General features: G+C 43.3%; 14 protein-coding genes. 12 read left to right on the top strand and 2 right to left on the bottom strand.

Going from position 1 to position 11,869, the window contains the following annotated elements; genetic code table 11:
* Positions 1–77: 77 nt before the first annotated feature.
* On the bottom strand, positions 78–1,364 hold the full coding sequence (mobB, locus tag K319_RS0114750; RefSeq protein WP_027384288.1) for a conjugal transfer protein MobB: 1,287 nt from the start codon (positions 1,362–1,364) through the stop codon (positions 78–80).
* An 8-nt stretch (positions 1,365–1,372) separates the two neighbouring features.
* Positions 1,373–1,804 (bottom strand): conjugal transfer protein MobA, encoded by a 432-nt coding sequence (gene mobA / locus K319_RS0114745; protein ID WP_027384287.1) that lies wholly within the window; start codon positions 1,802–1,804, stop codon positions 1,373–1,375.
* Between the two features lie 699 nt (positions 1,805–2,503).
* Here mobA and K319_RS0114735 point away from each other — a divergent pair.
* The 12 genes from K319_RS0114735 (at position 2,504) to traK (ending at position 11,863) form a co-directional block, all read left to right on the top strand.
* On the top strand, positions 2,504–3,271 hold the full coding sequence (locus K319_RS0114735) for a ParA family protein (RefSeq protein WP_027384286.1): 768 nt from the start codon (positions 2,504–2,506) through the stop codon (positions 3,269–3,271).
* Positions 3,272–3,283: 12 nt separating this feature from the next.
* The gene (locus tag K319_RS0114730; protein WP_027384285.1) at positions 3,284–3,694 is read left to right on the top strand and encodes a DUF3408 domain-containing protein; all 411 of its coding nucleotides are present in this window, start codon (positions 3,284–3,286) and stop codon (positions 3,692–3,694) included.
* Positions 3,694–3,978: a DUF3408 domain-containing protein gene (locus K319_RS0114725; RefSeq protein WP_027384284.1), complete on the top strand. Its 285-nt coding sequence runs from the start codon at positions 3,694–3,696 to the stop codon at positions 3,976–3,978. Before K319_RS0114730 ends, K319_RS0114725 begins: the two co-directional genes overlap by 1 nt.
* Before the next feature lie 11 nt (positions 3,979–3,989).
* A complete protein-coding gene (locus K319_RS0114720; protein WP_027384283.1) occupies positions 3,990–4,262 on the top strand; it encodes a DUF3408 domain-containing protein in 273 nt (90 codons plus the stop codon).
* A gap of 153 nt (positions 4,263–4,415) precedes the next feature.
* Entirely contained in the window at positions 4,416–4,901 is a 486-nt protein-coding gene (locus tag K319_RS0114715; protein ID WP_449401660.1) for a conjugal transfer protein TraD, read from the top strand.
* A gap of 31 nt (positions 4,902–4,932) precedes the next feature.
* The gene (locus K319_RS0114710; protein WP_051230724.1) at positions 4,933–6,216 is read left to right on the top strand and encodes a hypothetical protein; all 1,284 of its coding nucleotides are present in this window, start codon (positions 4,933–4,935) and stop codon (positions 6,214–6,216) included.
* A 199-nt stretch (positions 6,217–6,415) separates the two neighbouring features.
* A complete protein-coding gene (locus K319_RS0114705; RefSeq protein ID WP_002979435.1) occupies positions 6,416–6,721 on the top strand; it encodes a DUF4134 domain-containing protein in 306 nt (101 codons plus the stop codon).
* Between the two features lie 11 nt (positions 6,722–6,732).
* A complete protein-coding gene (locus K319_RS0114700) occupies positions 6,733–7,062 on the top strand; it encodes a DUF4133 domain-containing protein (RefSeq protein WP_027384280.1) in 330 nt (109 codons plus the stop codon).
* The gene (locus tag K319_RS0114695) at positions 7,059–9,563 is read left to right on the top strand and encodes a TraG family conjugative transposon ATPase (RefSeq protein WP_027384279.1); all 2,505 of its coding nucleotides are present in this window, start codon (positions 7,059–7,061) and stop codon (positions 9,561–9,563) included. Before K319_RS0114700 ends, K319_RS0114695 begins: the two co-directional genes overlap by 4 nt.
* Before the next feature lie 26 nt (positions 9,564–9,589).
* Complete coding sequence (locus tag K319_RS0114690; protein ID WP_027384278.1) at positions 9,590–10,222, top strand: DUF4141 domain-containing protein; 633 nt, start codon at positions 9,590–9,592, stop codon at positions 10,220–10,222.
* A gap of 2 nt (positions 10,223–10,224) precedes the next feature.
* Complete coding sequence (gene traJ, locus K319_RS0114685) at positions 10,225–11,220, top strand: conjugative transposon protein TraJ (RefSeq protein ID WP_027384277.1); 996 nt, start codon at positions 10,225–10,227, stop codon at positions 11,218–11,220.
* A 19-nt stretch (positions 11,221–11,239) separates the two neighbouring features.
* Entirely contained in the window at positions 11,240–11,863 is a 624-nt protein-coding gene (traK, locus tag K319_RS0114680; protein WP_027384276.1) for a conjugative transposon protein TraK, read from the top strand.
* Positions 11,864–11,869: the final 6 nt, after the last annotated feature.

Below are 11,869 nucleotides of genomic sequence, written 5' to 3'. Positions count from 1 at the left end.
GGTAATTTAAAGGCTGTATGGATTGGCTATAAGAATGTGGCAGCCAGTGGCGTTGTGTGGCGGTATTTGGCTAAATACTATTGCTGACCTCTCTTGCGCTTGCGTTTCTTCTTCATCTTGTTGGCAAAGTCCAGTTCTTCGTAATCTTCGCCCTGCGCTTGCGGTATTAATCCGCCCAGTGCTTCTATCAAACCGTCTTCGTGCTTGTCCGCAGATAAGAAGTCGAACAAATGGTGTGGTTCTTCCGCAGGAAGATCCGCATCATTTGATGTGGATAGTTTGGGAGTTGGTACAGCAGCTTCTTTTATATCCGGTTTGATATTATTATTCCAATAATCATTAAAGATATTGGCAGAAAGTTCCGTGCTTAAACGTGAACCGTTCCAAACCGCTTTTGCATTATGGTCTATGAACGTGATACCGTAAATACGACCTGTATCGTTGCGGCGTACTACCACGTTAATGCCCTGTTCCATTAGCTGCTTTTTAAAAGCCTGCTCATCGCTCGTGGTTTTCAGGGCAACGGTAACGGCAGCTTTTAGGGTTTGTTTGCCGGGATGGTCTTTCAAAGCCGTTTTGCATTTCGCAAAATGCAGTTCCAATGCCGGAAGCCCTGCGCTCTTCCCGAACAGGGAAGCCTTGAAAGGATGCCCGGCTTTTTCGCCATTTTCATTTAAGGGGATATACAATAAACCCTGCTGCATTTTTCCGTGCAGTTCGCCCTCCACTTTTTCGGTGGTAATATTGAACAGGGATAGCAGCGCATTGTATTCGCCCAAAGTCTGGTATTGGTAATAGTTCGGCAGGTGGCGAACAACCGAAGCGATTTGGCTCTTTACGTCGCCTGCCTTATAATCTACCGGGCGAAAAATCCTGTCATATTGATTACGCTCTTTATCCATTGCAGGTATCAGACCGTGCTTTCTTTCCAGTTCCCGGCACAGGTTCATAGACCGCATTTTCTCGAATTTATCCGAAATCTTTTTGCCCTGTTCGTCTACGCAAACCGATACGATATGAATATGGCTGCGGTCAATATCGGTATGCTTGAATACCAAAAAAGGCTGTTCGCCGTAGCCCATTTCCCGCATATATTCTTCTGCCATTTCCCTGTACTTCTCATCGCTTACCTTGTCTTTCGGGTCGGGATTGAGCGAAATATGCAAAGTATGTTTCTCGGTATTGCGGTTGGCAATCAGGTAAGGGGCAAAAGACTGGGCTAATTGTGCTACGGAATAATGACCGCTTGCGGTTTCTATCATCTTGTTAGCAAACAAAATCTTCCCGTTTTCATTCTCCACTTTAAGCTGATTGTATGCCAACGCCCCGTATAAATTTGCGCTTTTTCCGATTTTTGCTATCATTCCTACCGTTATTTTTTCAGGTGTTTGGCTTCAAATTCCTCGCTTATCTTGATGATTTTCTGACAAAGCATCGCCATTTCAGCCGTCTGTTTTTCCAGTTTGTACAGGAATGCGGCGGCTTTTTTCTCGGAAAAATTCTTGTACAGCAGCTTTACAATCTGGTTATAGTTTACGCCGATAGCACGGAACTGGCTATGAAAAGAGGTCAGCCGCATATAAAAGTCCACCGTTCCTTTGTCAATCTGCACGGTCTTTATGGTCTTGTCAAAGATGCAGGACGTAATAAAATGTGCCTTTACCTGCATACCCGATTGGTCAAACAGGGCAAGAAAACGGGTATGTTCTTCCTCATTAAAGGAAATCGTGTACCGAATTTTAGCAGGGTCATTTTTAAGTGGGCGACCTGTTTTTTTTAACTGCTTTTTGCTGTTCTCGTTCATCACTAATCCATTTATAATTTATACAAAAACGCCGACTTCGGAGGACGTTTTCCGCCCCCTGCAAGGGCAAGTTGTTTTGAGCATCGGAAAAGTTTTCGAGATGCTCAAAACACAACTTGCCGTGTTCCGGTGAACACAAAAATCCGCCCTGCGGGACGGATTAAATGTAACAGGGAAAAACGGCTTGATGCCGTCCTTGTTATCCTCCATTTTGTCCATTCGGTTTTGCATAAATCTGTTAATAAAAATCATTACACAAAGTAAAGACCTCTTTCAGAGAGTATTGCAAGTTGACACCCGGACAAACACTGCCTTTGAAGGCCAAACACTGCCATTCATCAAGTAGCAGGTCAATCATTCGCTTTATTTGCCTTAAAGTTTTAGTGCAGGGAATAAAGAATGTATTAAAACAGGGAAGAAATCAAGATTTGCGTACAGGCAGTTTGGAGTAAAAGTATAAGGTTTTAAAAGTATAAAACTATAAAAGTGTAAAAGCATAAAAGCGGTAAAGCATTTTGTCATTTGTGAAGTTAACCATTTGCCAAGAAACATATCTGACAAGGCTGTAGGAAAAGCAAAAAAATATACAGGCATATTCCCTACAAACAATGCAGAAAAATGTGAACAAAGGAATATTCAAATGCAGGAATATTTAAATCTGCAAAACAAGTAAAACGTGTAACAATAAATTTTTAAATAATGGAAACAAAGAAAAAAACTTTAAAAATCAGCTTCTCCACCCAAAAGGGCGGCGTAGGAAAATCTACAATGACCACTTTGCTGGCAAGTATGTTTCATTACCGATTAGGTTTTAACGTCTTGGTATTGGATTGCGACTTTCCGCAGCATAGCCTGACCAATATGCGTGAACGGGATAAGAAGACCTTAATGCAAAATGAATATCATAAAAGGGCGGCAATGAAGCAGTTTCAAACCATTAACAAAAAGGCTTATCCGATTATCAAAAGCAAAGCCGAATATGCTTTGGAAAAAGCATCGGAATATGAAACCCAATCGGCTGTTGCTCCCGATGTTATTTTCTTTGATTTGCCGGGAACCGCCAATACCAAAGGGGTATTGACCACCTTGAAGATGATGGACTTTATCTTTTCGCCCATAACCGCCGACCGCTTAGTGGTGGAAAGTACATTGGGCTTTACCAAAGCCTTTCTTGAACTCCCGAAAACCATTGAGGGTAATGACAAGCAAGAGTTGTGGCTGTTCTGGAACCAAGTGGACGGCAGGGAAAAGACAGGCTTGTATGAGGCTTATCAAAATGTCATCCGTCAACTCAACCTGCCTATAATGGAAACAAGGATAATGGATAGTAAGCGTTTCCGAAAGGAAACAGACGATACCGAAAATTATGTGTTCAGGTCAAGTTTACTGCCAGCAGAAACACAACTGTTGAAAGCAACGAAAATGGATTTGTTTATCGAGGAATTTTTAAAAATCACCCATCTATAAAAGCGATAAACTATGAGCACAGATAACAAAAACAACAATTTTAAAAAGCCTGATGTTGATGAGGATTATTTGATGAATATCATCAGTGGCGACGAGCCTGTTACTCCGCCCCAAAATAATCAGCAGATGGATGAACCAAAAGAAATCAAGGCGAAGCCCAAAGAAAAAAGCCGAGGCAGCTCATCAAAGAAAGCAGATTACGAGGAAACATTTTTGGTCAATCGGTTTCCGTCCGGTCGTAGCGGCAAGGTCGTTTACATTCGTCCGGAATACCACGAAAGATTGCTCCGCATCGTGCAATTGACAAGGGTGGAGAAAACAACGCTCTATTCCTACATTGACAATATCCTTGAACACCACTTCAGAGAGTTTGGCGATGATATTACAGATTATTTCAACGAACGTTTTAAACCTATTATATAATGAAGAAAGCAAGTAAAAAAGGAAAAAAGGTTGTAACCGGGAATAACTCGAAAACAACCTATGGACAGGAATTTCTGGAAGCAACTAAAATGAAGAAAAGAGGTGATAAAAGCATTTATATACGAAAGGAATACCACGAACGGTTATCCCGTATTGTTCAGGTTATCGGGAAAGATAAAATACCTCTTTATGCTTACCTCGACAATATTTTGGAACATCATTTTGAACTGTTTGAAAAGGCAATTACAGATGATTATAACGAAAAGTTTGAACCCCTATTCTAAAATATGTGATTATGAAAAACACAAAACATAAATCGAAAAAAGCCTCCCGTACGGCTGAATACAAAACGAGATTTCTTATGCCAACAAATTTTTTGGCTCGAAATGGAAAAACAGTGTATATCAACAAAGAGTTTCATCACAAACTTACCCAACTAGTATTTATGGTCGGTGGCGGTAAGCTGACACTTTCAGATTACTTACACAATCTGCTACAACACCATTTTGATGATTTCGGGGATGAAATGCGAGAAGTATATAACAATTCAGACAAGCTAAATTTTTAGGCTATGGAAACAGTAATTGTAATATGCCTGCTCATCGTTATTGCTCTGCTTTTGCAGGACAAGATTGTCATTAAAAAACGGTCGGAGCATAAGCCCAAAAAGGAAAAAGTTAATCCGAGCCTGGCCGATATTATGGGGCAGCCCAAACCTGTAATGCGACTTTCACAGCCAAACACTGCCAATGAAAGCCAAATTCAGGAACCGGAGATAAACCCCACTAATTTAGACATTGAATACGACGAGAACGAAATCGTCGGTATGCAAGTTCCGCAGGAAGAACTGGACGAAGTTTTCAGTAATATGCCTGATTTGGCGGAAGAGGAAGAAGAATGGAACAGGTACGGAATATCCGGTGGCGATAACAGTTTAGCACAAGGTGTTACCTACGACGAACTAAGCACCGTAGGAGCACTGCTTCAAAACGACGTTTTGGAGCAGGCTCAAAAGGAAACAGCGGTTGCCATAGTTCAAAAAATACAGGGAACTGAATTATTCAGTCTACTGGAAAATTCCATTGAGGGTGCTTCCCGAAAAATTGCCGAGCTTTTGGATAACACACTCTCCACTGAAACGGACAACAGTTCTTCCACCTTGCGGAAAAGTGACTTGAGTGATTTTGACATTGACGAGTTTGTATAGACTACCCTTGGTCTTTTAAAAATAAGAATGTATGGAAAGAACATTGCCGGAAATTGAAATTGAGGGGACAACGTTTCAATTTGATATAGACAGCATTGCCCTAATCGAAAAGGACAATCCAGACAATAGGATATATTTTAACCGTATGCGTGATGAGGGTACTCACTACTCATTTGAATACAGCGCAGTTACCAAGGACTATCATTTTATTAGGACCGCTTCAACTCTTGATGAGGTATTTGATGACATATTGGGTAAAAAGCAAAAAATTGATGACCCTGTTATCTCTGTCAAAATTCCACGTATAGGTGAGATTGACCCCGAAGGAATGTGCCGTAAATACGGCTGTACACTACAGGAGATCGAGCAGAAAAGTGATTTTGAAATTATGGTTAATCAAGACATATATAATAGGAGATTAAACGGTGAGCCTATTACAATTGATTTGGCAGGAAAGGTATATGAGATAGATGTAATGAATAATATGCTGCGCCCACAGGACGGCAAAGGAGAAGAAATATTTTTAAATCAATTTCATTACGATTTGTACTATGAAGATGACGGTGTTTATCATCTGTTTTATAATATCAGCGAAAACAGAGTGGCTGATGTTATAAGTGATGGCAGCAGTGACAGAACGATAGACCGTGTAATATTAGAAGTACCTAACCTCGCTTATCTTGACCCCATAGGAACGAGCCTCGAATATGGTTATAATCCGAAAAGGGACTTGTTGTATTATGATAACCTTTCAGTACACTATACAGCAAAGGCTGTGCCGTGGGATTTTTATCATATTAAAATTACTGATGAAATACTGCATAGTCAGGAAGCCTTTGACTTACGTGTAAACAAGGGTATATTACCTACAGTAGATATTGCAGGGCATATATTTTATATTGATATGCGAATGGATAAACTGCGACCCAAAGATGATTTTCTTTCTAAAGGCATTGTGTTCTCGGATATACAAAACTACTATGACCAAGATAAAAGAACCTACACCATTCCCTACAATCCAAAGACACACGAATTTCAGGAACCGGACTACCGGAATATCAAAGAGCTACCTAAAGATTTAATAGCGGTACAATTTCCCTCTGAAAGATTGCTTGACCGGATTGGATGGAACAGGCATTACGGATTTGGACTTGCGGACGGACTGGATAATCAAGTCTTGAAATTACAATTTGAAGCAAAGCAAATTCCCTGGGAAAAAACCTTTCTTGCGGGTTTGATAAAAAGCAATCTCAAAGAAGAAAAGATGCAACAAAAAATCGAAAAGCCAGAGCGAAAAAAAGGGCGAAAGATGTAAATGAAAAGCCGGGTTAGTAAACGTCAGACTGTAAAAAGTCTGGCGTTTTTTTTTGCTCAAACACCAGTTGCAAAGCCACTCACAGCCAAACACTTCCTCTGACTGCCACTTTACGGTAACACATCTTTTTCCACAAGACATTTGTCCCGAAAGCTCGCAAGGTGCGGGATAAACAGTAACAAATTAATGTGTTTCAATTATGGAAAAACAAAGAAAAAAAGTTTTGCTGGCAGCAGTGGCAATGCTGTCAGGAATTGGTGCATTCGCACAGGGAAACGGCTCGGCAGGTATCAACGAAGCTACCCAAATGGTAACAAGTTATTTCGACCCCGCAACCCAGTTAATCTACGCCATCGGTGCGGTCGTGGGCTTAATCGGGGGCGTTAAGGTGTACAACAAATTCAGTTCGGGCGACCCCGACACGAGCAAAACTGCGGCTTCGTGGTTCGGTGCGTGTATCTTCTTGATTGTAGCAGCTACTATCCTGCGTTCATTCTTCCTATAATCCCTTGCCTTATGAATTACAATATCAATAAAGGCATCGGGAGAACGGTTGAGTTCAAAGGACTGAAAGCACAGTACCTCTTCATTTTTGCGGGTGGCTTGCTCGGTACGCTCATCTTCGTAATGATACTGTATATGGCAGGCGTAAACTCTTACATCTGCCTTTTCCTCGGAGCAGGCGGCGCATCGCTCATTGTATGGCAGACCTTTTCGCTGAACAGGAAGTACGGCGAACACGGGCTGATGAAAATAGCAGCTAATAAACGGCATCCCCGCTTCATCATCTGCCGCAAGCCAGTACACCGCTATTTAAAATTCACGCCTAAACCGAAAGCCCTATGAGAAATGTAGCAAAGACTACCACACTGGAGAACAAATTTCCATTGTTGGCAGTAGAAAACAACTGCATCCTTTCCAAAGATGCGGACATTACCGCCTGCTTTGAAGTGCGTTTGCCGGAACTGTTCACGGTGGCATCGGCAGAATACGAAGCCATACACTCCGCTTGGCACAAGGCGATTAAAACCCTGCCTGATTTTACGGTCATTCACAAACAGGATTGGTACATCAAAGAGAACTATGCGCCCGATTTGGCACAGGAAGACCAGAGCTTTTTATCAAAGTCTTACCAACGCCATTTTAACGAGCGACCATTCTTAAACCATTATTGTTACCTGTTCCTTACGAAGACCTCTAAGGAAAGAATGCGGATGCAAAGCAACTTCAGTTCGCTTTGCAAAGGCACGCTGATACCAAAGGAAATCAGGAATAAGGAAACGATACACCGCTTTATGGAAGCGGTCGCCCAGTTTGAGCGTATCGTGAACGATAGTGGTTTTATAACGCTGAAACGGCTTACCGAAGATGAGCTTATCGGAACCGAAGACACGCAGGGATTACTGGAGCAGTACCTCACGTTATCGAGGGGAGCCGGAACACCGATGCAGGACATCGCACTCGGAACCGAAGAAGTACGCATAGGCAGCAAAAGGTTAAGCCTGCACACGCTTTCCGATACGGACGATTTGCCCGGAACGGTATCGGCAGATACCCGTTTTGAAAAGCTGTCCACCGACCGGAGCGACTGCCGTTTGTCATTCGCCGCACCTGTGGGTTTATTGCTTAGCTGCAACCACATCTACAATCAGTATTTGTTTTTGGATAACAGCGAAGACAACCTGCAAAAGTTTGAGAAGTCCGCAAGGAATATGCACTCACTGGCTCGTTACAGCCGTGCCAACCAAATCAACAAAGAGTGGATAGAAAAGTACCTGAACGAAGCGCACAGCTTCGGGCTGTCTTCTATCCGTGCGCACTTCAACATTATGGCGTGGTCGGAAGACCCTGCGGAACTCAAACAGCTAAAGAACGATTGCGGTAGTGCATTGGCACTGATGGAGTGCAAGCCACGCCACAACACAACGGACGTAGCCACTTTGTACTGGGCAGGAATGCCCGGCAATGCGGGCGACTTTCCCGCAGAGGAAAGTTTTTACACGTTCATTGAACCTGCCCTGTGCTTCTTCACGGAAGAAACAAACTACCACAATTCGCCCTCGCCGTTCGGTATCAAGATGGCTGACAGGCTTACCGGAAAACCTATCCATTTGGATATTTCCGACCTGCCTATGAAGCGGGGTATCATCACGAACCGGAACAAGTTCATACTTGGTCCGTCAGGTTCGGGAAAATCTTTCTTCACAAACCATATGGTGCGCCAGTATTATGAGCAGGGTGCACACGTGCTGTTGGTAGATACGGGTAACTCCTATCAGGGATTATGCGAACTCATCAAAGGAAAAACGAAAGGCGAAGACGGTGTTTACTTCACTTACACCGAAGACAATCCCATCGCCTTTAACCCTTTCTATACCGATGATGGCGTGTTCGATATTGAGAAGCGGGAAAGTATCAAGACTTTGATACTTACGCTTTGGAAACGTGATGATGAGCCACCAACCCGTTCGGAAGAGGTTGCTTTATCCAACGCTGTTTCGGGTTACATCGAACGTATCAAAACGGACGATGTGTACCCGTCGTTCAACGGCTTCTATGAGTATGTAAAAGGCGATTACCGCAAGGTACTGGAAGAAAAGCAGGTAAGGGAAAAAGACTTTGACATTGCCAATTTCCTGAACGTGCTTGAACCCTATTACAAGGGCGGTGAGTACGATTACCTGCTCAACTCCGATAAACAGTTAGACCTGCTTTCCAAACGTTTTATCGTGTTTGAAATTGATGCCATAAAAGACCATAAAATCCTCTTTCCCATAGTCACTATTATCATTATGGAGGTGTTCATTAATAAAATGCGCCGCCTGAAAGGTATTCGCAAGCTCATCCTGATTGAAGAGGCTTGGAAAGCGATAGCGAAAGAGGGAATGGCGGAATACATTAAGTATTTGTTCAAAACGGTAAGGAAATTTTTCGGAGAAGCCATTGTCGTAACGCAAGAGGTCGATGATATTATCCAATCGCCCATCGTGAAAGAAAGTATCATCAATAACTCCGACTGTAAAATCCTGCTTGACCAACGCAAGTATATGAACAAGTTTGATGATATACAGGCGATGTTGGGGCTTACCGACAAAGAGAAAGGGCAGGTACTTTCCATCAATATGAACAACGATGCAAGCCGCCTGTACAAAGAGGTTTGGATTGGCTTGGGTGGTACGCACTCGGCAGTATATGCCACCGAAGTTAGTCTGGAGGAATATCTCGCATACACGACGGAAGAAACCGAAAAAATGGAAGTGATGCAGCTTGCTGCGGAACTCGACGGTAACGTAGAACTCGCCATTAAGCATATCGCAATGCAAAGGCGGGACAATTCAAATCAATAGTCATTAACATTTAAAATTTCAGAACAATGAAAAAAGTATTGTATCTGGTGTGTACGGCAGTGATGCTCGCCGTAGCACCGTCAGCAAAAGCCCAGTTTGTAGTTACTGACCCTGCAAACCTGGCATCAGGGATTATCAACTCTGCCAACGAAATCATACAGACTTCTTCAACCGTGAGCAACGTGGTTAAGAACTTCAACGAAGTGAAGAAAGTGTACGAGCAGGGAAAAGAGTATTACGACAAGCTCAAAGCCATCAACAACCTTGTGAAAGATGCCCGTAAGGTGCAGCAAACGGTTTTGTTGGTGGGCGATGTGTCCGAAATATATGTGCAGAACTTCGGCAAGATGATGAACGACCCCAATTTTACACCGCAGGAATTGGTCGCCATCGGTAACGGTTACTCGGCACTGCTCAATGAAAGTACCGAACTGCTCAAAGAGCTAAAGCAGATTGTAACCTCTTCAAGCCTTTCGCTGAACGACAAAGAACGGATGGATATTATTGACCGTGTGTACAAAGAGGTAAAGGATTACCACAGCCTTGTACGCTACTACACCAATAAGAACATTTCTGTAAGCTACCTAAGAGCGAAAAAGAAAAACGATGCCAAAAGAGTGCTCGACCTCTACGGAACTGCTAACCAAAAATACTGGTAAATATGGAATGGGATAATCTTCACGAACTCCTGCGGTCGCTTTATGACGATATGATGCCTCTTGCGGGCGATATGGCGGCGGTGGCTAAGGGATTGGCGGGATTGGGTGCGTTGTTCTATGTGGCATTAAAGGTTTGGCAGGCTTTAAGCCGTGCCGAACCTATTGATATGTTTCCGTTGCTGCGCCCGTTCGCTTTGGGGCTGTGTATTATGTTCTTTCCGACTATGGTTTTGGGAACTATCAATGCAGTATTAAGCCCGGTCGTTACCGGAACACATGCCATACTCGAAGACCAGGTGCTTGACCTGAACAAGCTGCAAGAGCAGAAAGATCAATTGGAATACGAGGCGATGGTCAGGAACCCCGAAACCGCTTATATGGTATCAGACGAAGAGTTTGATAAGAAACTGGACGAACTGGGTTGGTCGCCGTCCGACATTGGAACAATGGCGGGAATGTATATGGACAGGGGTGCTTATAAAATGGAGAAAGCCCTAAAGGATTGGTTTCGCAATCTGTTGGAGATACTCTTTCAGGCGGCGGCTTTGGTCATTGATACCATACGAACGTTTTTCCTGATTGTCCTCTCCATACTCGGACCAATAGCCTTTGCTATTTCCGTATGGGACGGCTTTCAGTCCACACTCACGCAGTGGCTCACAAGGTACATCAGCGTATATCTATGGCTACCCGTTTCGGACTTGTTCAGCTCGATGCTGGCAAGAATACAATCCCTCATACTCGAAAGGGATATAGCGATGCTTGCCGACCCGACCTATATACCTGATACCAGCAATACCGTGTACATCATTTTTATGATAATCGGCATCATCGGCTACTTCACAATACCGACAGTAACAGGTTGGGTAATCCAAGCCGGAGGCGCAGGAAACTTTAGCCGCAATGTAAACCAAACCGCAATGAAGACCGGGAACATCGCCGGAGCCGGAGCGGGTTCGACCATTGGAAATATTGGCGGCAAGCTGATGAATAAATAAACAATTAATCATTCAAAAAATGGAATTTAAAACGCTAAGAAATATCGAAAACAGCTTTAGGCAGATACGTTTGTATGCCATTGTGTTTTCTGTTCTCTGCACCAGTGTGGTAGGATATGCCGTATGGCAGTCCTACCGCTTTGCAGAAGAGCAACGCCAAAAAATCTATGTACTGGATAATGGCAAATCCCTGATGCTTGCCTTATCGCAGGATGCCAGCATCAACCGTCCCGTAGAAGCAAGGGAACACGTCAGACGTTTCCATGAGCTTTTTTTTACGCTTGCACCTGATAAGAACGCTATTGAAAGCAATATGAGCAGGGCATTTAACCTTGCGGACAAAAGTGCTTTTGATTATTACAAAGACTTATCGGAAAAGGGTTATTACAGCAGGATTATTTCGGGGAACGTACAACAGCGCATTGAGGTAGATAGTGTGGTGTGCAACTTCGACACCTATCCTTATGCGGTGCGCACCTATGCCAAACAGTTCATTATCAGGTCAAGCAACGTAACAAGGCGTAACCTGATTACTTCCTGCTATCTCGTTAACTCCGTTCGCTCCGACAACAACCCGCAGGGCTTTAACATCGAAAAATTTGCGGTGGTAGAAAACAGGGATGTTGAGGTCATCGAACGCTAAAAAATT

Source organism: Epilithonimonas caeni DSM 17710 (assembly GCF_000426465.1).
Taxonomy (GTDB): Bacteria; Bacteroidota; Bacteroidia; order Flavobacteriales; family Weeksellaceae; genus Epilithonimonas; species Epilithonimonas caeni.
This window is presented reverse-complemented; position numbering and strand designations above follow the sequence as displayed.

Bases quoted from the DNA above. Each gene is read 5' to 3' on its own strand.
- traK (WP_027384276.1), top strand. From the start codon at position 11,240: ATGGAATTTAAAACGCTAAGAAATATCGAAAACAGCTTTAGGCAGATA.
- mobB (WP_027384288.1), bottom strand. From the start codon at position 1,364: ATGATAGCAAAAATCGGAAAAAGCGCAAATTTATACGGGGCGTTGGCA.
- K319_RS0114705 (WP_002979435.1), top strand. From the start codon at position 6,416: ATGGAAAAACAAAGAAAAAAAGTTTTGCTGGCAGCAGTGGCAATGCTG.
- mobA (WP_027384287.1), bottom strand. From the start codon at position 1,804: ATGAACGAGAACAGCAAAAAGCAGTTAAAAAAAACAGGTCGCCCACTT.
- traJ (WP_027384277.1), top strand. From the start codon at position 10,225: ATGGAATGGGATAATCTTCACGAACTCCTGCGGTCGCTTTATGACGAT.
- K319_RS0114720 (WP_027384283.1), top strand. From the start codon at position 3,990: ATGAAAAACACAAAACATAAATCGAAAAAAGCCTCCCGTACGGCTGAA.
- K319_RS0114715 (WP_449401660.1), top strand. From the start codon at position 4,416: ATGCGACTTTCACAGCCAAACACTGCCAATGAAAGCCAAATTCAGGAA.
- K319_RS0114700 (WP_027384280.1), top strand. From the start codon at position 6,733: ATGAATTACAATATCAATAAAGGCATCGGGAGAACGGTTGAGTTCAAA.
- K319_RS0114725 (WP_027384284.1), top strand. From the start codon at position 3,694: ATGAAGAAAGCAAGTAAAAAAGGAAAAAAGGTTGTAACCGGGAATAAC.
- K319_RS0114690 (WP_027384278.1), top strand. From the start codon at position 9,590: ATGAAAAAAGTATTGTATCTGGTGTGTACGGCAGTGATGCTCGCCGTA.
- K319_RS0114695 (WP_027384279.1), top strand. From the start codon at position 7,059: ATGAGAAATGTAGCAAAGACTACCACACTGGAGAACAAATTTCCATTG.
- K319_RS0114730 (WP_027384285.1), top strand. From the start codon at position 3,284: ATGAGCACAGATAACAAAAACAACAATTTTAAAAAGCCTGATGTTGAT.
- K319_RS0114735 (WP_027384286.1), top strand. From the start codon at position 2,504: ATGGAAACAAAGAAAAAAACTTTAAAAATCAGCTTCTCCACCCAAAAG.
- K319_RS0114710 (WP_051230724.1), top strand. From the start codon at position 4,933: ATGGAAAGAACATTGCCGGAAATTGAAATTGAGGGGACAACGTTTCAA.